General features: G+C 42.3%; 22 protein-coding genes and 1 pseudogene. 15 read left to right on the top strand and 8 right to left on the bottom strand.

Going from position 1 to position 21496, the window contains the following annotated elements; translation table 11 throughout:
• Positions 1 to 11: 11 nt before the first annotated feature.
• Positions 12 to 1655 carry an acyl-CoA synthetase gene (locus ACINWC323_RS14230; protein WP_009509847.1) on the bottom strand — a complete coding sequence of 548 codons (1644 nt, stop codon included), beginning with the start codon at positions 1653 to 1655 and terminating at the stop codon, positions 12 to 14.
• 265 nt (positions 1656 to 1920) lie between these two features.
• Between ACINWC323_RS14230 and thrS the strand changes: the two genes are divergently transcribed.
• From thrS to ACINWC323_RS14260, 6 genes are all read left to right on the top strand, one after another.
• Positions 1921 to 3843, top strand: a complete 1923-nt coding sequence (thrS, locus tag ACINWC323_RS14235) for a threonine--tRNA ligase (protein WP_005228756.1) — start codon at positions 1921 to 1923, stop codon at positions 3841 to 3843.
• Between the two features lie 5 nt (positions 3844 to 3848).
• Positions 3849 to 4400 (top strand): translation initiation factor IF-3, encoded by a 552-nt coding sequence (gene infC, locus ACINWC323_RS14240; RefSeq protein ID WP_079281829.1) that lies wholly within the window; start codon positions 3849 to 3851, stop codon positions 4398 to 4400.
• Positions 4401 to 4557: 157 nt separating this feature from the next.
• Entirely contained in the window at positions 4558 to 4893 is a 336-nt protein-coding gene (locus ACINWC323_RS14245) for a DUF7709 family protein (RefSeq protein WP_009509861.1), read from the top strand.
• Positions 4894 to 5004: 111 nt separating this feature from the next.
• Complete coding sequence (locus ACINWC323_RS14250; RefSeq protein WP_005228758.1) at positions 5005 to 5625, top strand: glutathione S-transferase N-terminal domain-containing protein; 621 nt, start codon at positions 5005 to 5007, stop codon at positions 5623 to 5625.
• A gap of 145 nt (positions 5626 to 5770) precedes the next feature.
• A complete protein-coding gene (locus tag ACINWC323_RS14255) occupies positions 5771 to 6625 on the top strand; it encodes an arylamine N-acetyltransferase family protein (RefSeq protein WP_009509827.1) in 855 nt (284 codons plus the stop codon).
• A 63-nt stretch (positions 6626 to 6688) separates the two neighbouring features.
• On the top strand, positions 6689 to 7114 hold the full coding sequence (locus ACINWC323_RS14260) for a YqaA family protein (RefSeq protein ID WP_009509780.1): 426 nt from the start codon (positions 6689 to 6691) through the stop codon (positions 7112 to 7114).
• Positions 7115 to 7148: 34 nt separating this feature from the next.
• On the opposite strand, the gene ACINWC323_RS14265 is transcribed toward ACINWC323_RS14260, so the two are convergent.
• Positions 7149 to 8402 (bottom strand): MFS transporter, encoded by a 1254-nt coding sequence (locus ACINWC323_RS14265; protein ID WP_009509748.1) that lies wholly within the window; start codon positions 8400 to 8402, stop codon positions 7149 to 7151.
• A 236-nt stretch (positions 8403 to 8638) separates the two neighbouring features.
• Here ACINWC323_RS14265 and rpmI point away from each other — a divergent pair, with 236 nt between their 5' ends.
• Positions 8639 to 8833 (top strand): 50S ribosomal protein L35, encoded by a 195-nt coding sequence (gene rpmI, locus ACINWC323_RS14270; RefSeq protein WP_004637967.1) that lies wholly within the window; start codon positions 8639 to 8641, stop codon positions 8831 to 8833.
• A gap of 11 nt (positions 8834 to 8844) precedes the next feature.
• Complete coding sequence (gene rplT / locus ACINWC323_RS14275; protein WP_004655655.1) at positions 8845 to 9204, top strand: 50S ribosomal protein L20; 360 nt, start codon at positions 8845 to 8847, stop codon at positions 9202 to 9204.
• Positions 9205 to 9259: 55 nt separating this feature from the next.
• On the opposite strand, the gene ACINWC323_RS20340 is transcribed toward rplT, so the two are convergent.
• Entirely contained in the window at positions 9260 to 9670 is a 411-nt protein-coding gene (locus ACINWC323_RS20340) for a hypothetical protein (RefSeq protein ID WP_009509755.1), read from the bottom strand.
• 109 nt (positions 9671 to 9779) lie between these two features.
• Complete coding sequence (locus tag ACINWC323_RS20335) at positions 9780 to 10388, bottom strand: hypothetical protein (protein ID WP_009509874.1); 609 nt, start codon at positions 10386 to 10388, stop codon at positions 9780 to 9782.
• A 72-nt stretch (positions 10389 to 10460) separates the two neighbouring features.
• On the opposite strand from ACINWC323_RS20335, the gene ACINWC323_RS14280 reads away from it, so the two are divergent.
• Together ACINWC323_RS14280 and ACINWC323_RS14285 are read left to right on the top strand one after the other, a co-directional pair.
• Entirely contained in the window at positions 10461 to 10838 is a 378-nt protein-coding gene (locus ACINWC323_RS14280; protein ID WP_009509808.1) for a hypothetical protein, read from the top strand.
• A 106-nt stretch (positions 10839 to 10944) separates the two neighbouring features.
• Complete coding sequence (locus ACINWC323_RS14285; protein ID WP_005228775.1) at positions 10945 to 11142, top strand: hypothetical protein; 198 nt, start codon at positions 10945 to 10947, stop codon at positions 11140 to 11142.
• A 50-nt stretch (positions 11143 to 11192) separates the two neighbouring features.
• Here the strand turns inward: ACINWC323_RS14285 and ACINWC323_RS14290 are convergent, their stop codons facing one another.
• On the bottom strand, positions 11193 to 12197 hold the full coding sequence (locus ACINWC323_RS14290; protein ID WP_009509872.1) for a hypothetical protein: 1005 nt from the start codon (positions 12195 to 12197) through the stop codon (positions 11193 to 11195).
• Positions 12198 to 12427: 230 nt separating this feature from the next.
• Between ACINWC323_RS14290 and pheS the strand changes: the two genes are divergently transcribed.
• The 3 genes from pheS to ACINWC323_RS14305 all read left to right on the top strand — a co-directional run bounded on the left by pheS (position 12428) and on the right by ACINWC323_RS14305 (position 16157).
• Positions 12428 to 13408, top strand: coding sequence for a phenylalanine--tRNA ligase subunit alpha (gene pheS, locus ACINWC323_RS14295; protein WP_005283435.1), 981 nt, complete (start codon positions 12428 to 12430; stop codon positions 13406 to 13408).
• Between the two features lie 74 nt (positions 13409 to 13482).
• On the top strand, positions 13483 to 15864 hold the full coding sequence (gene pheT, locus ACINWC323_RS14300; RefSeq protein WP_009509763.1) for a phenylalanine--tRNA ligase subunit beta: 2382 nt from the start codon (positions 13483 to 13485) through the stop codon (positions 15862 to 15864).
• Positions 15861 to 16157 (top strand): integration host factor subunit alpha, encoded by a 297-nt coding sequence (locus ACINWC323_RS14305; protein WP_000126166.1) that lies wholly within the window; start codon positions 15861 to 15863, stop codon positions 16155 to 16157. Before pheT ends, ACINWC323_RS14305 begins: the two co-directional genes overlap by 4 nt.
• Before the next feature lie 157 nt (positions 16158 to 16314).
• Here the strand turns inward: ACINWC323_RS14305 and ACINWC323_RS14310 are convergent.
• From ACINWC323_RS14310 to trxA, 3 genes and pseudogenes are all read right to left on the bottom strand, one after another.
• Positions 16315 to 16503, bottom strand: a pseudogene (locus ACINWC323_RS14310) (hypothetical protein); the annotation flags it as partial.
• A gap of 387 nt (positions 16504 to 16890) precedes the next feature.
• The gene (gene rho, locus ACINWC323_RS14315; protein WP_004664227.1) at positions 16891 to 18159 is read right to left on the bottom strand and encodes a transcription termination factor Rho; all 1269 of its coding nucleotides are present in this window, start codon (positions 18157 to 18159) and stop codon (positions 16891 to 16893) included.
• A 329-nt stretch (positions 18160 to 18488) separates the two neighbouring features.
• A complete protein-coding gene (trxA, locus tag ACINWC323_RS14320; RefSeq protein WP_004774726.1) occupies positions 18489 to 18815 on the bottom strand; it encodes a thioredoxin in 327 nt (108 codons plus the stop codon).
• A gap of 273 nt (positions 18816 to 19088) precedes the next feature.
• Between trxA and ppx the strand changes: the two genes are divergently transcribed.
• Together ppx and ACINWC323_RS14330 are read left to right on the top strand one after the other, a co-directional pair.
• On the top strand, positions 19089 to 20609 hold the full coding sequence (gene ppx, locus ACINWC323_RS14325; protein WP_005228790.1) for an exopolyphosphatase: 1521 nt from the start codon (positions 19089 to 19091) through the stop codon (positions 20607 to 20609).
• A 28-nt stretch (positions 20610 to 20637) separates the two neighbouring features.
• Positions 20638 to 21462: an acetyl-CoA carboxylase carboxyltransferase subunit alpha gene (locus ACINWC323_RS14330; protein WP_005228791.1), complete on the top strand. Its 825-nt coding sequence runs from the start codon at positions 20638 to 20640 to the stop codon at positions 21460 to 21462.
• Positions 21463 to 21496: the final 34 nt, after the last annotated feature.

Below are 21496 nucleotides of genomic sequence, written 5' to 3'. Positions count from 1 at the left end.
TATCTGCTGTATCAATTTCCGAATTCGCCATTGGCTCGTTGTTTTGCCCATTCCCTTAAAATAAATTTCTGCAATTTTCCGGTCGAGGTTTTTGGAATCTCGGCGATTACTACATCTTTTGGAACTTTAAAGCGGGCCAGTTGTTGCTGACAATGCGCAATGATCTCTTCAGGGGTTGCGGTTGCCCCCTGTTTGAGTTCAATAAAGGCACAAGGCACTTCCTGCCAGCGTTGATCCGGTTTTGCCACGACTGCAGCAGTCAATACAGCAGGGTGGCGGTAGAGTACATCTTCCACTTCGAGCGATGAAATATTCTCTCCGCCTGAAATGATAATATCTTTTGAGCGATCTGTGATCTTGGCATAACCGTCGGGATGACTCACCGCCAGATCTCCGGTATGAAACCAGCCGCCTTTAAAGGCTTCCTGCGTGGCTTCTGGATTCTTTAAATAGCCTTTCATGACAATATTGCCACGGAACATAATTTCCCCCATGGTTTGTCCATCATTGGGAACCGGTTGCATGGTTTTGGGATCAAGTACCCGCATACTGTCCTGTAAGGGATAAGGTACGCCTTGACGTGAATGCAGTTGTGCCTGTTCCTGAATGGATAAATCATTCCAGCCTGCCTGTGAGGCACATAAGGCCGAAGGACCATAGGTTTCAGTCAGACCATAAACGTGATTTACATTGACGCCGAGATGATGCATCCCTTCAATAATCGCCACGGGTGGAGCAGCGCCAGCCACCATGACTTCGACATGATGATCAAATGAAGTTCGCTGTTCTGAGGGAGCATTAATCAGCATGGACAGTACAATTGGTGCGCCACAGAAGTAATCAACTTTATATTGCGCAATATATTTAAAAATCAGGACAGGATCAACGCGACGCAGACAGATATTGGTGCCGCCACTGGCCGCGATGGACCAGGCAAAGCACCAGCCATTGCAATGAAACAGCGGCAGGGTCCATAAATAGACTGCACGCGGTTTCATGCCGCAGGCCAGAATGTTGCTGGCTGCATTCAGGTAAGCACCACGGTGATGATAGACCACGCCTTTAGGATTGCCAGTGGTGCCTGAAGTATAGTTGAGACTGATCGCATCCCATTCATCTTGCGGCAGTAACCATTCAAATTCAGGATTTCCTTGAGCAAGCCATGATTCATATTCATATTGTCCGATGGCAATCTGCTCGCCTTCAAACTCGGAATCAAATACATCAATGACCACGATCTCTTGCGGCACAAGTTTAAGTGCTTCTGCCGCGACTTCACGAAATTCAGGATCAACCAGCAGTACCTTGGATTCAGCATGTTCCAGCATAAAGGCAATGGTTTTGGCATCAAGGCGGGTATTTAAGGTATTGAGTACGGCACCCGCCATTGGCACGGCAAAATGTGTTTCGATCATGGCAGGAATATTGGGAAGCAACACGGACACAGTATCGTTTTTTTGAATTCCCAGTTTTGCCAGTTGATGTGCGAACTGGCGGCAGCGTTGATAGGTGTGTTGCCATGTGATTTGACGTTCGCCATGAATAATTGCAGCTTGCTGGGGGTAAATATAAGCTGCACGTTCTAAATAACGTAACGGGGACAGGGCTACAAAATTGGCAGCTGTTCGTGGTAATTCGTCGTATGCACTGACCATGTGTATTGCTCCATTTTATGTTGTTTTCATTATTGACTAAACTATTCTGTCGTCGAGTCTAAATCATTTAGGCTTTAGTCGGAGGGGAATCGTAAGAGATATCGGGTTTTTCTGGTCCAAAGGTTTCATCCACAGCTAAACCCGTGTAAAATCTTGGATACTTTTTTATCCGCCGTTTTTTATCTTTTGAGGCCTCGCCTCAATACATAATCTCGCGGTGATATGCTCCTTCGTATAGGGCATCACTCCTTAAGGATTTTTTTATATGCCAATCATTACTTTACCAAATGGTGATCAGAAACAGTTTGATCAGCCAATTTCCGTAATGGAACTTGCTCAGAGCATTGGTCCGGGTCTTGCAAAAAATACAGTTGCTGGCCGTATCAATGATCGCTTGGTGGATGCTTGTGATTTAATCACAGAAGATGCGACAGTTCAGATTATTACCCCGAAAGATGAAGAAGGTTTAGAAATCATTCGTCACTCTTGTGCGCATCTGGTCGGACATGCGGTTAAGCAGTTGTTCCCAGAAGCGAAAATGGTGATCGGTCCTGTGATCGAAGAAGGTTTCTACTACGACATCTGGATGCCACGTCCATTTACCCTGGATGATATGGCAGCAATCGAGGAGCGCATGAAAAAGCTCATCGATCAGGACTATGACGTTGTTAAAAAGATGACACCGCGTGAAGATGTGATTGCAGAATTCACAGCACGTGGCGAAGAATATAAGTTACGCTTGATTGCAGACATGCCGAATGAAACTCAAATGGGCTTGTACTACCATCAAGATTATTTAGATATGTGCCGTGGTCCACACGTACCGAATACTAAATTCTTAAAATCATTCAAGCTCACTAAAATCTCTGGTGCATACTGGCGTGGTGATGCGAAAAATGAACAATTACAACGTATTTACGGTACAGCATGGGCTGACAAAAAACAGTTAGCGGCTTATATCAAACGTATTGAAGAAGCTGAAAAGCGTGATCACCGTAAAATTGGTAAAGCTTTAGATTTGTTCCATATGCAAGAAGAAGCACCTGGTATGGTGTTCTGGCATCCGAACGGCTGGACCATTTATCAAGTGCTTGAACAATACATGCGTAAAGTTCAGCAAGACAATGGTTATCAGGAAATCAAGACACCGCAAATCGTAGACTTTACGCTTTGGGAAAAGTCTGGTCATGCGGCAAACTACGCCGAAAATATGTTCACGACTCACTCGGAAAGTCGTAACTATGCAGTGAAACCAATGAACTGCCCATGTCACGTACAGGTCTTTAACCAGGGATTGAAATCTTACCGTGATTTACCAATCCGTTTAGCTGAGTTTGGTTCTTGTCACCGTAACGAGCCATCAGGTTCTTTACACGGTATTATGCGTGTTCGTGGCTTTACCCAAGATGATGCTCATATTTTCTGTACCAAAGAACAGATTGGTAAAGAAGTTGCAGATTTTATTAAGCTGACTTTAGACGTTTATAAAGACTTCGGTTTTGAAGACGTACAAATGAAGCTCTCTACACGTCCAGAAAAACGTGTGGGTGATGATGCACTTTGGGATCTGGCGGAAAAATCTTTGGCAGATGCGCTTGATGATGCTGGCTTGGCATGGGACTTGCAACCTGGTGAAGGCGCCTTCTATGGTCCGAAAATTGAATTTTCATTGAAAGACTGCTTAGGCCGTATCTGGCAGTGCGGTACCATTCAATGTGACTTCAACTTGCCGATCCGTTTAGATGCTTCTTATGTGACAGAAGACAATGAGCGTGACCAACCTGTGATGCTGCATCGTGCAATTCTTGGCAGTTTTGAGCGTTTTATTGGTATACTAATTGAACACTATGCGGGTTTCATGCCACCGTGGCTTACACCAATTCAAGCGTGTGTCATGAACATTACTGATTCACAAGCAGAAGCAAGTGAACAGGTGGTCGCAAAACTCAAAGAAAATGGCCTTCGTGCTATTTCCGACTTGAGAAATGAAAAAATCGGATTTAAGATTCGTGAGCGTACCCTAGAGCGTATTCCTTACCTTCTAGTTCTTGGTGACCGAGAAGTTGAAGAAGGTACAGTTAATGTGCGTACTCGCTCAGGAAAAAATTTAGGTACTATGTCAGTAGATGCATTTATTGACTTAGTGAAATCTGCCGTTGCCGAACGTGGCCGGTACATTGTGGAGTAATAAAGATTAAACAGCCTGACCGTAACCAACAACAAGGTGCTAAAAGTAACCGTCCTGCAATCAACGATGAGATCCGTGCGAAAGAAGTACGCCTCGTCGCTGCAGATGGGGAGCAAAAAGGTGTTGTTTCATTAAATGAAGCATTGCGTGCTGCAGAAGAAGCCAATCTTGACCTTGTTGAGATTGTTGCTAATGCAGAACCGCCTGTTTGTAAAATCATGGACTACAACAAGCACTTATTTGACTTGAAACAAAAGCAAAAAGATGCGAAGAAAAAACAGCATCAAGTGCAAGTGAAAGAAATCAAGTTACGTCCTGCGACGGATGTAGGTGATTATCAGGTAAAATTGCGTGCAATTTTACGTTTCCTTGAAGAAGGAAACAAAGTGAAAATTACCTTGCGTTTCCGTGGTCGTGAGATGGCACATCAACAGCTTGGTTTGGCTCAATTACAAAAAATTGAAGCTGACGTTGCTGAGTTTGGTGTTGTTGAACAAGCGCCGAAGATGGAAGGCCGTCAGATGGGCATGTTACTTGGTCCGAAAAAGAAAAAGTAATTTTTTCTTGATAAAAAAGCACCGCAACAGGCGGTGCTTTTTTATGTCTGAATCGGCAATGGTTTGTTAAAAATCTGCTTAGGCTCATTCCCCGGCGTAAAGACAGGATATGATAAGATCGCTTGATAATTACACGATTTAAAAACTGGAAAAATTCATGTCTATAATTAAAGGTACTCAAGAACTCTCGGAAGTTAATCAGAAAGTGGTACAGGAGGGAGAGGTTCTGCCACAAGTGAAGCTGAAAGATGGTAGCCGTGTCCAGACAGGTACCGTGGCAACCATGCTGCACAATATCAATCTTTATAATGCAGGTGTGCGTGGGGCGATTGAAGAAGAGCTGGCCTTGGCGGTCCCGACGTTATTTAAAGTCGGTATGTTCGATCTATTTTCGGTAGAAGAGTGGATTAATGGCACAAATGCGGGGCGAAAATTTGTTGGTGAAAGGGCTCTGGAATTTCAGCAAAAGCAAAACGAATTGTCTGATCGTTAGCTTTAAAACATGGCACGATTGTTTCTTTTCGTGCTTATGTGCTGATCAAGATAAGCCAAGTGTGCTATAACGCAACAACAGTCAAGATAACGATCAAACAGGACAACATAAATGATTGACTTATACTACTGGGGTACGCCCAATGGACATAAAATAACAATTGCCTTAGAAGAAATGCAGCTGGAATATCAAATTTTTCCCATCAATATTCTTGAAAACGACCAGTTTCAACCTGATTTTCTGAGAATCTCTCCAAATAATAAAATCCCTGCAATTGTTGACCAAAATGGCCCACGTGGCGAACCGATTTCCGTATTTGAGTCGGGCGCGATCTTGCAATATTTAGGTAGAAAAACTGGATTATTTTATCCAACTGACGAGCAGGAACGGGTTGAGGTTGAACAATGGTTGATGTGGCAAATGGGTGGCTTTGGGCCAATGCTGGGACAGAATCATCATTTCAATAAGTTTGCGGCTGAAAAAATTCCCTATGCGATTGACCGTTATGTGAATGAAACCAAACGTCTTTACAATGTCTTAAACAAGCAGTTGATCGGACAGAAGTTCGTGGCTGGTGAATATTCCATTGCAGATATGGCGATCTTGCCTTGGGCATTACGTTATGAATGGCAGGGCATTCAACTTGAAGATTATCCGTATGTAAAAGATTATATTGAACGCTTAACCGCCCGCCCTGCGATACAGAAAGCCTTGTCGATCAAGGTGGGATGAGAACTGAACAGCTTTTTATGCCCAAGGATTGTCTGTTTTGAGAATCCTTGGGAAGCAGGATTTATGTCATATAAGAATGATGATGTCTAGTTTATGTCTGAATTAGACTAAGCTTTTTCTTTGGTAAATTTAAAAATATATAAAAATGACGACTTCAACAATATCTGCCCAGTATCTAGAAAAACTTGGTTTTGCAGGTAATTTTTCACCCACTTTACTTCATTTAAAAACCTTATTAAGTCTCCATGTGCAGAAAATTCCTTTTGCTAATTTTTCTTCTTTTTTAGGGGGAGAGGTTTCTTTGGAATCTGATCAACTTGTTCAGAAATTATTGAGAAATAATCAAGGGGGTTATTGTCTAGAGCACAGTACCTTAACCAGAATTGCGTTAACCGAACTGGGATATGAGGCTTATAACGTGCTAGGACGGGTTTATTACCAAGGCACACCTAGTCGTACACCAGTACGGACTCATTTGGTCACATTGGTGTATATTGATCAGCAATTGTTTTTATATGATCCCGGGTTTGGCGGTATGACACCAACGACGGTTTTAACACTTGAACAAACCGGTGAGACACAGCAGACACCATTAGAGCCTTTTAGGTTTGTTGAAGTTGCCCAGAGTGGTTTGGATACGACTGTACTGACAGAAATGAAATATATGCTGCAAGTCTGTATTCATGATCAATGGATAAATATCTATGCAATTAACCCCGAACAGCAGATTGCACATGCTGATGCACAGGTTGCAAACTACTACATTTCGACCTCGCTTGAATCCTTATTTACTCAGCACTTAATGTTATCGACTGCCAATAGCGAAATGCGGATCACGTTAAAAGATCGGATCTTAAGAATGCATGGCAAAGGGGGCTCAAATAAAAAACAGTTAAGCAATTTTGATGAATTTGAACGCACCCTTAAGACCATTTTTCAAATGAATATCAGTGATGAGCAATTACAGGCTACCTGGGAAAAACTGGTACTGACTCAATAATTTCAGCTTATAGTGCTGTAGGCTGCTATGCTTTGATTGATATTGAGTGATCCCTTTAAATTGATGTCTTATTTTTTATTATTTCTCTCGGCTTTTGGTGCAGCGACTTTATTACCCTTACAGTCTGAAGCGGTACTAATGACCTTACTGGTACAAGGTTTATCTAATCCGTTTTATCTGATCTTGGTTGCGACCATTGGTAATGTATTGGGTTCCTGTGTGAACTGGTGGCTTGGTCTGAAAATCGAACACTTTAAAGATAAAAAGTGGTTTCCTGTTTCTGAGCAGCGCTTGCAACAAGCCCAGCAGATTTATCATAAATATGGTTTCTATTCGCTGTTGCTGAGTTGGACCCCTGTGATTGGAGATCCGATTACCCTGATTGCAGGCTTGATGAAAGAAAACTTTTGGCGATTCTTCGTGATTGTCACAATCGCCAAAGGTGGGCGTTATTTAACTTTATATGCTTTGTATGTTGGCATCTTTTAAAAACAAGGAGGAAGGCAAATGCTTCCTCTCAGCTCTATTGATCTGAAGCTTTAGTAATATCGACTTTGAATAAGTCACTGGTTTTAAACCAGCAATAACTCACCACGGCAAGGGTCATACAACCGCCAAAAATGGTGGCGGTGATGGTACCGAGATATTTGGCTGCCAGACCGGATTCAAATGCGCCCAGTTCATTGCTTGAAGAAACAAACATCCCATTTACAGCAGCGACACGACCTCGCATATTTTCAGGGGGGAAGATTTGCAGCACGGTTTGACGAACCACAACCGAAACACTGTCACAGGCACCGGTCATGGCAAGGGCAAACAGAGAAAGCCACATATTGTTCGAGAAGGCGAACAGAATAGTGAAAATACCAAAACCTGCCACAGCTAACAGCATATTACGCCAGGCGTGGTGCATTGGCGGGAATTTGGTCAGTACGATCATGGTGATCAGCGCACCGATAGAAGGAGCCGCACGTAAGTAGCCTAAGCCTTCAGGGCCAACTTTTAAAATCTCTTCCGCAAAAATTGGCAGTAGGGCAATCACACCGCCAAATAGTACCGAGACTAAATCGAGTGAAATGGCCCATAAAACAATCTTGGTTTTCCAGATAAAACGGAAACCATCAGTCAGGCTTTGCAACACATTCTCGGTTTCCATTTTCGGAAAAGTTCGCTTCGCTAGGCAGTTAATTAAAATGAAGCAAACAGCCAATAATGCAGATACCGCAAACAGACTGGTTTCACGACCTAAAAAAGCCAGCATAAACCCACCGAGCATGGGGCCAATAATCACCCCGCTTTGCCAGCCAATCGTGGTCCAGGTTGCACCATTGGCATACAGTTCACGAGGAATCAGAAAAGGCTTGAGTGACGTTGCGGAGGGATTGTAAAAGCCACGAATGGTGCCCAAGGCGAAAATGACGGCATAAATGCCCCAAGACAGTGTGGCGATGCCAATTTTTTCTAAACCATGTAAATGGAACAATGCCCATAGTACTAACGGCAGGGGAATAGAAAAGAACAAACAGACTTTCATGATGCTCTGTTTATTCAGCTTATCTGCAAAATAACCGCCCCATAACGACAAGGTAATGAAGGGGATTGCCTCTGCCAGACCAATAAAGCCAAGCGTAAGCGGATCACGAGTAATCTGATACAGTGAATAGGCAACGATGATTTCCTGAATCAGGATAGCCAGTGTCAAGCAGAACTGATTAACAGTCACGATAGAGAAATCCCGATACCGCAAGGCGGCGAAAGCATCATTCTGTATATTCATATGGATAGGTATTTAAGAATTTGACTCTATTATAGGCGCTGATTTTGTGTATGTTTCTCATAATTTGAGAATTAATTATGGAAAATAACGTTTGCGGAAAACACCTCTATTTCTATCAAAAAATGAGCATTTTACTTTTGTTTTAGCGGCAGATGCTATATCATACTGACTTCCTTACCTGCAGGTCGATTTGCAATCGTGCAAACGTGCCGAACAGGTGCCCAAAAGAGGTTACTATGGCTAAGTTAAAAACTCGCCGTGGTGCAGCTAAACGCTTTAAAGCGACTGCAAACGGTTTCAAGCGCAAACAAGCATTCAAGCGCCACATTTTGACCAAAAAATCTGCTAAGCGTATCCGTCAATTGCGCGGTTGTGTAATGGTTCACGTAAGTGACGTTGCATCAGTTCGTGCTATGTGCCCATACATCTAAGGAGATTATAAATGGCTCGTGTAAAACGTGGTGTAGTGGCTCATCGTCGTCACAAAAAAATTCTTGCTCGCGCTAAAGGTTACTATGGTGCTCGTTCACGCGTTTATCGCGTAGCGTTTCAAGCGGTAATCAAAGCTGGTCAATACGCATACCGTGACCGCCGTCAAAAGAAACGTCAATTCCGTGCTTTATGGATTGCGCGTATCAATGCTGGTGCTCGTCAAAACGGTTTGTCTTACAGTCGTATGATCGATGGCTTGAAAAAAGCTCAAGTGATCATCGACCGTCGCGTATTAGCTGACATCGCTATGCATGATGCAATCGCATTTGCTGCTTTAGCTGAAAAAGCTAAAGGCGCATTAGCTGCATAAGCTTAGAGATTCAAAAGAAGGCCGCTTTTTAGCGGTCTTTTTTATGCTTTATTCTTTACTTTCTGGACCATATCATTAGAAAAATAATCACACCAAAGGTAATCACTATGAATTTGGCGAATTCATAATGGTTAACCAACCAGAACACCCCGTAGAGTAGCCCAATGACAACCGCTAAAAAGAAGATAAGATAAAGTGTCGAGGCCGTAACAGATGTTGGTTTTTCTTCTGTAAAGCTATCACTGTTTAGTTCATTATTCGTTTCACTATTAATCTGGGATGTATGTTGTAGTACGTGTGGTGGAATATAGGAAAAATCTTCATTCACATATGCTTTCTCATAGCTATTTGCACTATGTGAAACTAAGCTGATGAATGCATTGTTTAAATCCTCTTGGAAATGATCTATTTTTATAGAATTTTGATCAATAATATCAGCATGAAATGATCTTGAAGCTAGCGCCATTGCTACTTCAGTTCCAATTTGATCTTGTAAGTCACCGAGTTTATTTATCCAAGAAAATGCCAGATTGAATTCCGGACTTGGCTCATCAAGAAGAGGATAATCGCTTATTTCATTTTTTAAAAAATAAGTTATTGGTTAATAGTAGACTTTTATCTTGTTTAAAATTAAATGGGCTATCTAAAAATCTACTTTGAAAATCCTCATGTAAGTTTTTCCAATTCAGATTTTTGTTGAACGTATCAACAATTTGGAGTTGTTTTTGATCTAATCTGATGAGCGTAAACAATAGGTATTTATTATAGCTTTGAGAGGATGCAAAACCATGAAATTCACGAGGATCTGTAGACATCGAGAACTTCTTTACTTTTTCTGCATGTACTTTAACTAAAGCAAGATTTTGATCTCTTCCCAAGAAGACGGCTACAGGATAATTGCTTGTATCAAAAACAAATTGTTTAAAATGCTGGGTAAACTCAGGAAAGAGTAGGTCTGAGGGAATGAGCTGGCAACGCTGAATTTGTTGATCTCTGAGATCGGCAATTAAGTGTGAAATGGAATCATAGAGTAATTCATTGGTTTCTAAATCACGTACCAGAAATAGATCATGAGTTATATCGCACCATTTATGTTCGATCTTATATTCAGCAATTTTATGGTCAAAATAGCGCTGAGCATTATGTTGTAAACCTAATATAAACTTCCAGTAATTCTCGGTCATGGTTTTATAAATACTATTATTGATGAGAAGTTAAGTTGATAATCATAGCTGAAATTATCCATGGATTAAAACGTGCGCAGACAATATCACTTTAGACAAGTGGGTCAAGATACTTATATCTGGGATGTATATCATCTGGTTGAGCTAACCAAAACTTTTGTGATCAAGAAAGTTACACTTGCTGATATTCGAGAACTCAACGAAGCCTATTGGTTTCCAGATCAATTTCCGACGACACAGCAAATCATAGAACATTTTCAATTGGTTCAAGACGCTGATCTGAGTTATCCCATTATTTTATGTGCCGAAGGTCGGCTCATGGATGGCATGCACCGTATTGCCAAAGCATGTTTGCTCAAACAGGAGCATATTCTTGCGGTGCAATTTGAACAAACGCCTGAACCCGATTTTATCAATGTGGATGAAGATGAGCTGGTTTATGATGATTAAATCAATCTTTTGATTTAATTCAAGATTACATAACCCAAACATGTTGCAATAGACTTTTATCCCTGAATCTTTTTACAGTAAAGAAAACAAGATCGGGATAAAAAGTATGCGAGTGAGTGTAGAAGGTTTAGAACAAGGCGCGATTGAAACAGAATTAAGTATCTTGCCTAGAAAAGGCGAAACTATCCGGATCTTCTATGGTCCTGATGCGGAAGTAGAGGGCGAAATTGAAAATATCCATCACATTGTCAATCAGCATGATGGCGGGCATAAAGTTGTTATCAAAATCAGGCCAACTTTTTAAATTGATAAAAACCTAGATCAAGTGATCTAGGTTTTTTATTTAGTCTATCGTTATAAGCCGAAATAATACGCACACACGCAGATGATAATGGTGAGTAGAATTAATTTGATCACACCTGAAGCACCAACTTTGTGATGTTGCTGGGTATTATTAAATCGTTGTGGAATTTCCATGGTACGGTCAATGATTTCGGGCTCTTCCGCTGTCAATTGAGCACTTTGATAATGATTGGCGGTTTTCACAATCAATTTGGCAAATAGGTCATCCGCTTTTTGCAAAAAGTTGCGCACGTTAATTTGCTCTTCGGGGCTAAGCAATTCGCCAGCCGCAGTGTAAGGATGCTTCTTTTGCTGTTCCAAATGCTCTACCAATGCCTGGGTGCGGTGTAATAAGCGGTGTGCACAGTCAGCTGGATAGTCGGTTGGGATCAAGGCAAGTTGCTGACTTGATAGCTCATCTGGATCGACTGCATAACCGTAGAAAGGAAAGTCCTGCTGTTCAGGTTCTATAAAGTTGTCCGCATATTTGCTATTAAATAATTCTCTTTCCAGAAAAATAGCAACTTCATTCCAGTTCACTTTTTTTAGATCTGCATCGATTTTCTTGGCGAACTTATCATTTAACTCGTAACGCCAAAGATCTTCTTGACGTAGCGTTGATTGCTGAGAAGCGGGTGTTTGAAATTCACTGTCGCTATTGTCCCATTCCGCCAGTTCATGTCCACAGATCCAGGCCGTTTTTTTGTTGGCTTGATGGCTTACGATAAAATGTGCGAAGGGAAGCAGCTCTACATTGGCATTGGGATTTTGCTCATCATTGAGTACGCTGGATAAATGTAGGCTGAGTTTTTTAACCCCTTGTTTTTTTAAGCCTTCAAGCCAGATCTGGAAATGTTGAGCCAGGAGGTGCTGTGACAGTAAATCTCTAAAGATCAGACGATTCTGAGCAAAAACTGGATGTTCGATCCAGCGACTAAAATTAAGATTTCCCGCAAGGTATTCATTGCCGTAGGTGACAAGGGTAAGCTGCTGTTTCCAGATTTGATCAAGCGCCATCGTTGTTATTTCTCATTGACGATATCAGTATCTTATCCATTTTATTCAATTATTGATCATTTTTTTCAAAAATTAATCAACCTGTTTCATTCTCCTGTGCTTTTATCCCCAACTTGCTGCACAAAAAACCAGAAGATTTAAAGCTGGGTTTTGCTTCATAAAAGGGGTAAAAAGCTGATAAACTATAGCGTTTTCTTATATTTCTATATTTTGTTGCTTTGAGAGTTACTATGTCACTGGAAGCCCTGACCACTGAAGCGCTTGCTGCCATTGCAGCGGCTCAAGACCTTGCTGCACTCGACCAAGTACGTGTGCAATTTACAGGGAAAAAAAGCCAGCTTGCAGAGCAGTCGAAAGCACTTGGAAAGATGGATCCTGAAGAACGAAAAGTACAAGGTGCTGCCATCCATGCTGTTCGTGAAGCAATCAATAGTGCTTTGACCGAGCGTCAACAGTCATTACAACAAGCGGAACTTGCAAAGAAATTGGCAAGTGAAACCATTGATATTACTTTGCCAGGCCGCGGTCAGCGCATGGGTAGTATTCACCCTGTTACTCAGGTTCAGGAACGTATTTGCCAGTTCTTTACCAAAGCAGGTTTCCAAGTTGCACATGGTCCTGAGGTTGAAGATGACTATCACAACTTCGAAGCCTTAAATATTCCTGGGCATCACCCGGCACGTGCCATGCACGATACCTTCTATTTCGACGCAACACATTTATTGCGTACCCATACATCGGGTGTTCAAATCCGTACCATGGAAACCAGTCAGCCACCGATTCGTATTGTGTGTCCAGGCCGTGTTTACCGTTGTGACTCGGATCAAACCCATTCACCGATGTTCCATCAGATCGAAGGTTTATATGTTGCAGAGAACACCAGCTTTGCCGAGTTAAAAGGGTTATTGATTAACTTACTCAATGAATTCTTTGAAAAAGATTTGAAAGTACGTTTCCGTCCCTCTTATTTCCCATTCACAGAGCCAAGTGCCGAAGTGGATATTATGGATGAGCGTGGTCGTTGGTTAGAGGTTTTAGGTTGTGGCATGGTACATCCAAATGTACTCCGTGCTGCAGGCATTGATCCTGATAAATACAAAGGTTTTGCCTTTGGTTTAGGGGTGGAGCGTTTTGCAATGTTGCGTTATGGCATCAATGATTTGCGTATGTTCTATCAAAATGATGTGCGTTTCTTACGCCAGTTTGCCTAGACAGATTTGGACCTCTCCCTAACCTCTCCTAAACGGAGAGGGGAACAAAAGTAGATTTATAGGTTTTTAATAAAATGAAAATTAGTGAAAATTGGTTACGTACCTGGGTCAATCCAGCAATTGATAGCGATACATTGTCTGATCAGTTAACCATGCTTGGTCTGGAAGTAGATGATTTGGCACCTGTAGCGAAACCCTTTACTGGTGTGGTTGTGGGTGAGGTGCTCACGGTTGAACAACATCCAGATGCGGATCGTTTACGTGTGACCACGGTGAATATTGGTTCGGGAGAGCCATTACAAATCGTTTGTGGTGCACCGAATGTCCGCGTGGGCATGAAAGCGCCTGTCGCCATTGTTGGGGCGGTATTGCCAGGTGATTTTAAAATTAAAAAAGGCAAACTGCGTGGTGTTGAATCACATGGCATGTTATGCGGTGCTTCTGAAATTGATTTAGAAGACAAGATTGATGGTTTATTGGAATTACCTGCTGATGCGCCAGTGGGGATCAATATCCGTGAATATTTAAAACTTGATGACAATGTGATTGATATCAGTATTACCCCAAACCGTGGTGACTGTTTTAGTATCCGTGGTATTGCACGTGAAATTGCAGTCATCAATCAGTTAAAGATGAATGAGCCTGAAATTCAGTCAGTTGCTGCAACCATCACTGATGAAAAAGCAGTGACGATCACGACTGAGGGTACGCCACGTTATTTGGGTCGTATTGTTAAAAATGTCAATGTCAAAGCGGCAACACCAGACTGGATGGAACAAGCACTAGCACGTTCAGGTATCCGTACGCATAGCATTCTGGTGGATATTACTAACTACGTATTACTTGAGTTAGGTCAACCCATGCATGCTTTTGATTTGGCGAAAATCGAAGGTTCAATCCAGGTTCGTCAAGCGCAGCCTAAAGAAAAATTGATGTTGCTTAATGATCAGGAAGTTGAGCTGCAAGATGACATCATGGTGATTGCTGATGATCAGAAAGCATTAGCCATTGCCGGTATCATGGGCGGTCTGGACTCTTCGGTAACCAATGATACGCAAGATATCTTCCTTGAAAGCGCTTTCTTTGCGCCGTTAGCGATTGCTGGCCGTGCACGTCGCTTTGGCTTGCATACCGATTCATCTCAACGTTATGAACGTGGGGTTGATTTTGAACTGCCAATGATTGCCATGCACCGTGCTTCTGAATTGATTCAGGCCTTTGCTGGTGGTGAATTTGGCCCGATCACGATTGCTGAGCAAGCGGCTTTATTGCCAAAACGTGAAGCAATTGTATTGCAACAGTCACAAGTTGATCAGTTACTTGGATATCAAGTGGCAGGTGATTTTATTGTTGATGCATTAACGCGTCTGGGTTGTGTGGTAACCGCAATTGCTGAAGGTGAGTGGAGTGTGGTCCCACCTTCACATCGTTATGATATGGCAATTTATCAAGACTTGATTGAAGAAGTAGTACGTATCCACGGTTATGACAATATTCAAATCAGTTTGCCAAAAATTGATGTCAAGTTAGAGAAATATCAAGACCGTTTTGAAATTGCGCAATTACGTCAAACGATTGCAACATTGGGCTATCAAGAAGCGATCAGCTTTAGCTTTGCCGATGCAAAACTGGAAAAGCAGCTGAATCCAGCGGTACAGCCATTGATGCTGGCAAACCCGATTTCAAGTGATCTGGCTGCAATGCGCAGTACCTTATTATCGAGCCTGATTCCTTGTGTACAGTACAACTTAAACCGTCAACAGCCACGTGTACGTTTCTTTGAGTTAGGTTTGCGTTTTGACTATCAGAATGCCCAAAGTATTCATGACCTTAAACAGATCCCGACGTTGGCCTTGATTGCGGTTGGTTCACGTACGCCTGAATCCTGGCACGCCAAACCTCAGGCCATGGACTTCTTTGACTTTAAAGGTGAGGTTGAAGAGATTCTGGCAGCAGGCCGTATTGCTGTTGAGTTTGCCCGTAGTGAACGTGCATGGTTACATCCAGGGCAGTCTGCGGAAATTTTAGTCGCTGGTCAATCGATTGGATATCTCGGTCGTTTGCATCCATCAATGGAAAGTGAACTCGATTTGGGCACAACTTGGGTGGCAGAACTGGATCAGCAGGCTGTTTTGCAATCTTATGTATCTAATTTTACAGAATTATCACGTTTTCCATCGGTTAGACGTGATATTGCGCTTTTAATCTCTGATAATATTGAGGTAAGAGATATTCAGCGGTTAATTGAGCAAACTGGTGGAGAGTTACTCGACTCGACATGGTTGTTCGATGTGTATACGGGGCAAGGAGTTGAACAAGGCAAACGCTCTCTCGCTTTTGCAGTGTTATGGCAACATCCAACTCGTACGCTTGAAGATGCTGAAATTAAATCTGGTATGGATAACATTATTCAAGTGTTGGAAGACACTTACCAAGCGACATTGAGGGCCTCATGACAGCATTAACAAAAGCAGATATGGCGGACCATTTAAGTGAGCTGACTAGCTTAAATCGCCGCGAAGCAAAACAAATGGTCGAGTTATTTTTTGACGAAATCAGCCAGGCATTGATTGCGGGTGAGCAGGTCAAACTTTCTGGGTTCGGTAATTTTGAGTTGCGTGACAAACGTGAACGTCCAGGACGTAATCCTAAGACGGGTGAAGAAATTCCGATTTCTGCCCGTCGTGTGGTAACGTTCCGAGCGGGTCAAAAATTCAGACAGCGTGTTGGAAATGAGCAGATCGATTGATCTGCTTTTTTTATCTTTGTGTTTTGTTTGAACTTTAAAATATTCAGGCATAAAAAAAGAGAACCGAAAGGTTCTCTTTTTTCGATAATCTAAAACTAGATTATTGTGCAGCAGAAGCAGCAGCTGGAGCAGAAGCAGCAACTGGAGCAGCTTCAGAAGCAGCAGTCGCTTCAACAGCAGCAGTAGTCGCTTCAGAAGCAGCAACAGTTGCTTCAGAAGCAGCAGCTACAGCTTCAGAAGCAGCAGCGTTAGCGTCAGCAGCTGGAGCTTCTTCTTTCTTAGAGCAACCAACGAAAGCTAAAGTAGTAGCAATAGCAGCAACAACAGCGAATTTTTTGAATAACATGGCATCACTCTCATAAAATTGTGAGATTAAAAAAAACCTTAAGTTAGTCTGTTTGTGCTTTTATTATTCCTAAACGCTTTAGGTAACAACGCAGGGAGCAGCCTAACTGGTCTGAGGCTATCCTATCAAAGCAATTCATGAATTACTACTGTTCTGTCCAACAAAACGACAAAAATGGGCAAAATTTGGCTGTTTTTTGATAGAAAATAACTATGGATTATAAATTTTAAATCGGTAAGTTGCGGAAATTAAATAAGTTATTTTATAAATATATAAATAAATCAATAGAATAGTGTTTTTGGTAACTTTTTTAAAAAAATGTAAATGTTATGTAAGTTTGTCAACCAAATAAAAAAAGCTACCATTGAGGTAGCTTTTTATTCGACTTTAGGTCGAGGCTTTTCTTTTCATCTGATCGAAGAAATCATCATTGGTTTTGGTTTCTTTCATACGATCCAGTAAGAATTCCATGGCCGCAAGCTCATCCATTGGGTGAAGGAGTTTACGCAGGATCCAGACTTTACGCAGATTTTCTTCGCTCATGAGGCGTTCTTCACGGCGAGTACCTGATTTCTTGATGTTCATTGCCGGGAATACACGTTTCTCTGCAATACGACGATCAAGCGTGATTTCCTGGTTACCTGTACCTTTGAATTCTTCGTAGATCACGTCATCCATTTTACTGCCGGTTTCAATCAATGCAGTTGAGATAATGGTGAGTGAGCCACCTTCTTCAATATTACGTGCCGCACCAAAGAAACGTTTTGGACGTTCTAAAGCATGCGCATCCACACCACCAGTTAATACCTTACCTGAGGATGGGATCACGGTGTTGTAGGCACGGGCAAGACGGGTAATCGAATCGAGCAAAATCACCACATCTTTTTTGTGCTCAACCAGACGCTTGGCCTTTTCAATCACCATTTCGGCAACTTGCACATGGCGGGCTGGGGCTTCATCGAAGGTTGATGCCACAACTTCACCGCGAACGGTACGTTCCATCTCGGTTACTTCTTCCGGACGTTCGTCAATCAGAAGCACGATCAAGAACACTTCCGGATTGTTACGGACAATGGATTGCGCAATATTTTGCAATAACATTGTTTTACCCGCTTTTGGCGGTGCCACAATGATTGAACGTTGACCTTTACCAATAGGCGCAACCAGATCGACTACACGTGCAGTTAAGTCTTCAGTTGTACCATTCCCGAGTTCCATAATCAGTTGTTCGGTCGGGAAAAGTGGAGTCAAGTTTTCAAATAAAATCTTGTTGCGTGAATTTTCAGGCGTGTCGTAGTTAATCTGGTTAACTTTTAATAGGGCAAAATAACGTTCACCTTCTTTCGGTGGACGAATTGTACCGGTAATGGTGTCACCGGTACGTAAGTTAAAGCGACGGATTTGTGATGGGCTGACATAGATGTCATCTGGTCCAGCTAAATATGAACCAGCCGCAGAGCGTAGGAAGCCAAAACCATCAGAAAGAATTTCGAGAACACCATCACCAAAGATTTCTTCGCCATTCATGGCATGGCGCTTTAAAATGGCAAAAATAATATCTTGTTTACGGTTACGTGCCATGCCTTCAAGGCCCATAAACTCCGCAATCTTAATGAGTTCGCCAATGGGTTTTTTCTTGAGTTCAGTTAAGTTCATAAGTGGTCAGACAGAATGGAATAAGTGGAGGACTACGTTAGGGAAAGAATAAAAATCGACCGCATACATACATGCTGATGTAATTGTATTTACACAACCACAATTCAGTAGTCTGGTTCATTGTTTCAGAGAGAAATGTGAAAACAATTGTTTATTGCCGAGCGGCGATCTTATGTTTTGTGTCTTGTAAGAAGCGCAATGAAGTAGATTCCATTCAAAGCTTCTTGATCCAGAAATATAGATGAAATCAGGGGATTTGTCAATTTTTAACTGGAAATACACGATTCAGCTGAGCGTGTATTTCCAGTACTGACAATTCAACAGTCGTATTAGATGTTTTGGTCAATAAATGCTGCAAGTTTTGAACGTGGTGCTGCGCCAACCTGTTGAGCAACAACTTCACCATCTTTAAACATCAATAATGCTGGAATATTACGGATATTATATTTCACCGCAGTGTCTTCGCATGAAGTCACATCAACTTTAACGATTTTCACTTTACCCGCGTATTCGTTTGAAAGTTCTTCAAGGACCGGGGCAATTGCTTTACATGGTGCACACCAGCCAGCCCAGAAATCTACAAGTACAGGCGTTTCAGCATCTAAAACATCTGCTTGGAAGTTTTCATCAGTAGTATTAACAATAGTCGCAGACATAAGGTTGCTCCAAATTTAAGAAATAAAGTGCGAATTTAAACATCATCACGATGAATATTACATTGCCGCTTTATTCAATGTAAGGGTTTGTTCCGATTATTCAAGCTTGAAAATGAAAAGTCTAATGGATGCTCACGATGTTGATCATCGACTTCTACAATGATTTAGGCATGAAAAGCATAAATAGCTCACTTTTATTGATGAAAATGACTTTAAAATTGTAAGCATGTGAATTACTCTAATGCGTGAATTGAGCATGGGTTTATATGAATAATGTCTGATTTTCTGATTGATGAAGAATTACTTGCTGCGATTGATATGGGATCGAACAGTTTCCATCTAGCGATTGCTCGTGTTGATCATGGCGAGGTTAAAAAAGTCGCTTCAATGTCAGAAAAAGTTCAGTTAGCCGCCGGACTAGATGAAAACAAGAATTTAACAGAAGCAGCACAACAACGCGGACTGGCTTGTTTAGCCCGTTTTGTCGGACGTTTGAGTTCGGTACAACCGAATCGTTTAAGAATTGTGGCGACCAATGCCTTGAGACAGGCAAAGAATGGTCATGAGTTTATCCAGAAAGCAGCTGAAATTTTACCCAAACCCATTGAAATCATTGCCGGTCGTGAAGAAGCGCGTCTGATTTACCTGGGTGTTTCACATACCATGGCCAATGGCGGTCGCCGTCTGGTGGTGGACATTGGTGGTGGATCAACAGAATTTATTATCGGTGAAGAGTTTGAGCCACTGCATACCGAATCTTTACAGATGGGATGTGTGGCCTATAGCAAAACCTATTTCGCTGATGGCGAGATTACCAACAAGGCATTTGACAAGGCGGTTGTTGCGGCGCGTAAAGAGATGTCAGGCATTGCCAATACCTACAAATCTGTCGGTTGGGATACGGTTGTTGGTTCGAGTGGAACGATCAAGGCTTGTCGTCAGATTGCAGTCAATCTTGGGCTGAGCGACGAACAGGAAAACCTGACCCGTGATGGCCTGTATAAGTTAAAAGACCGGTTACTGAAATTTAAACATATCTCTGAAATTGATTTTGAAGGTCTGCGTGAAGACCGTCGAGCAGTTTTGCCAGCTGGTCTTGCAATTTTATTTGCCATTTTTGAAGTTTTAGATATCGATAAATTGGCATATTCTGACGGTGCGTTACGAGAAGGGGTCATGTATGACTTACTTGGACGTTTCAAACATGAAGACATTCGTGACCGTAGTGTGCAAGCCTTGATGGGGCGTTACAATGCCGATCCGAAACAGGCCGAGCGTGTCGTTAATACGGCTCAGCAATTGTTTGATGGCGTAGCACAAGCGCTGAATTTAACTACTGAAGACAGTGACTTACTGCGTCGTGCCGCTTATTTGCATGAAATTGGTCTGGCGATTAGTCATGGCGGTTATCATCGTCATGGTGCTTATTTATTGCAGCATTCCGACATCCCGGGTTTCTCGCAAATTGATCAAAACCATTTGTCTCATCTAGTTTCACATCATCGCCGCAAGTTGCGTGCGGATGCAAAAAATGACGTTTTAAAGGTCGGTGGCAGTCATTTACTTGATCTCTGTTTATTACTGCGTCTGGCGGTTTTGCTGAACCATAGTCGTAGTGATCAGATGCTTCCTGCCATTGAACTGAGTGTTGTAAATGATCAACAATGGCAACTAAGCGTATCTGGCGATGCTAAACAATGGCCTTTATTGGTTGCTGACCTGCATGATGAACAAGTGCAGTTCAAGCATTGGGACATTGAGTTAAATATTCAGTCAGACAAATTTGTTGATTAACCATATTATTATGGACCATTCTTGACTTATGAAAAATAAAGCGACTCAGTCCAAGGCTTGGGCTACGGTTCAAATTGCACGACATCCTGAACGTCCGCAATTTCTAGATTATGTCAGTGAAATCTTTACTGAATTTGATGCACTTCATGGTGACCGTTTATTTGGTGATGACGGTGCCATGATTGGTGGTCTGGCACGTTTTGACGGACAGCCCGTGATGGTGGTAGGTCAACATCGTGGTCGCAGTACCCGTGAAAAGTTACAACACAACTTCGGGATGTGTAACCCGGAAGGCTATCGTAAATCACAGCGTTTACTGGATATGGCTGAGCGTTTCAATTTACCTGTCTTTACTTTTGTGGATACCATGGGGGCTTATCCGGGTGTTGGGGCAGAAGAACGTGGTCAGGCTGAAGCGATTGCAACCAGCTTGGCGCAACTTTCAAGCTTGAAAGTTCCTGTCATTGCCACTGTACTAGGTGAAGGCGGCTCAGGTGGTGCCTTGGGTATTGGTGTGGCTGATCGTGTGATTATGCTGTCGCACAGTATTTATTCCGTGATTTCACCTGAAGGTTGTGCCTCTATTTTGTGGAAAACTGCTGACAAAGCGGCGCAAGCAAGTGAGGCACTGGCTTTAACCGCAGACAAGCTCAAAGCTTTGGGTATTGTGGAATATGTGGTGGATGAAGGTGAGGGTGCACATTTGCAACCTGAAAAAGTCATGCATGATTTGAAAGATGTGTTAAAACAGGCACTAGATGAATTGCAACCGATGGATGCCCAGGAACGATGCGACGCACGTTATCAACGTTTAATGAAGTTTGGCAGCAGCAATTTAGGCATCGCGTCTTAGCACAAACACAGCATTTTTCTGAACAAACCCGATT

Source organism: Acinetobacter sp. WC-323 (assembly GCF_000314615.1).
Lineage (GTDB): Bacteria > Pseudomonadota > Gammaproteobacteria > Pseudomonadales > Moraxellaceae > Acinetobacter > Acinetobacter courvalinii.
This window is presented reverse-complemented; position numbering and strand designations above follow the sequence as displayed.

What these genes read in the sequence shown, in the direction of transcription:
- ACINWC323_RS14285 (WP_005228775.1), top strand. Translation starts at nt 10,945, where the DNA reads ATGCGAGTGAGTGTAGAAGGTTTAGAACAAGGCGCGATTGAAACAGAA.
- ACINWC323_RS14265 (WP_009509748.1), bottom strand. Translation starts at nt 8,402, where the DNA reads ATGAATATACAGAATGATGCTTTCGCCGCCTTGCGGTATCGGGATTTC.
- ACINWC323_RS14230 (WP_009509847.1), bottom strand. Translation starts at nt 1,655, where the DNA reads ATGGTCAGTGCATACGACGAATTACCACGAACAGCTGCCAATTTTGTA.
- rpmI (WP_004637967.1), top strand. Translation starts at nt 8,639, where the DNA reads ATGGCTAAGTTAAAAACTCGCCGTGGTGCAGCTAAACGCTTTAAAGCG.
- trxA (WP_004774726.1), bottom strand. Translation starts at nt 18,815, where the DNA reads ATGTCTGCGACTATTGTTAATACTACTGATGAAAACTTCCAAGCAGAT.
- ACINWC323_RS14245 (WP_009509861.1), top strand. Translation starts at nt 4,558, where the DNA reads ATGTCTATAATTAAAGGTACTCAAGAACTCTCGGAAGTTAATCAGAAA.
- ppx (WP_005228790.1), top strand. Translation starts at nt 19,089, where the DNA reads ATGTCTGATTTTCTGATTGATGAAGAATTACTTGCTGCGATTGATATG.
- ACINWC323_RS20335 (WP_009509874.1), bottom strand. Translation starts at nt 10,388, where the DNA reads ATGACCGAGAATTACTGGAAGTTTATATTAGGTTTACAACATAATGCT.
- ACINWC323_RS14290 (WP_009509872.1), bottom strand. Translation starts at nt 12,197, where the DNA reads ATGGCGCTTGATCAAATCTGGAAACAGCAGCTTACCCTTGTCACCTAC.
- ACINWC323_RS14330 (WP_005228791.1), top strand. Translation starts at nt 20,638, where the DNA reads ATGAAAAATAAAGCGACTCAGTCCAAGGCTTGGGCTACGGTTCAAATT.
- ACINWC323_RS14305 (WP_000126166.1), top strand. Translation starts at nt 15,861, where the DNA reads ATGACAGCATTAACAAAAGCAGATATGGCGGACCATTTAAGTGAGCTG.
- rho (WP_004664227.1), bottom strand. Translation starts at nt 18,159, where the DNA reads ATGAACTTAACTGAACTCAAGAAAAAACCCATTGGCGAACTCATTAAG.
- ACINWC323_RS14255 (WP_009509827.1), top strand. Translation starts at nt 5,771, where the DNA reads ATGACGACTTCAACAATATCTGCCCAGTATCTAGAAAAACTTGGTTTT.
- rplT (WP_004655655.1), top strand. Translation starts at nt 8,845, where the DNA reads ATGGCTCGTGTAAAACGTGGTGTAGTGGCTCATCGTCGTCACAAAAAA.
- ACINWC323_RS14260 (WP_009509780.1), top strand. Translation starts at nt 6,689, where the DNA reads ATGTCTTATTTTTTATTATTTCTCTCGGCTTTTGGTGCAGCGACTTTA.
- pheT (WP_009509763.1), top strand. Translation starts at nt 13,483, where the DNA reads ATGAAAATTAGTGAAAATTGGTTACGTACCTGGGTCAATCCAGCAATT.
- thrS (WP_005228756.1), top strand. Translation starts at nt 1,921, where the DNA reads ATGCCAATCATTACTTTACCAAATGGTGATCAGAAACAGTTTGATCAG.
- ACINWC323_RS14250 (WP_005228758.1), top strand. Translation starts at nt 5,005, where the DNA reads ATGATTGACTTATACTACTGGGGTACGCCCAATGGACATAAAATAACA.
- pheS (WP_005283435.1), top strand. Translation starts at nt 12,428, where the DNA reads ATGTCACTGGAAGCCCTGACCACTGAAGCGCTTGCTGCCATTGCAGCG.
- ACINWC323_RS20340 (WP_009509755.1), bottom strand. Translation starts at nt 9,670, where the DNA reads ATGGCGCTAGCTTCAAGATCATTTCATGCTGATATTATTGATCAAAAT.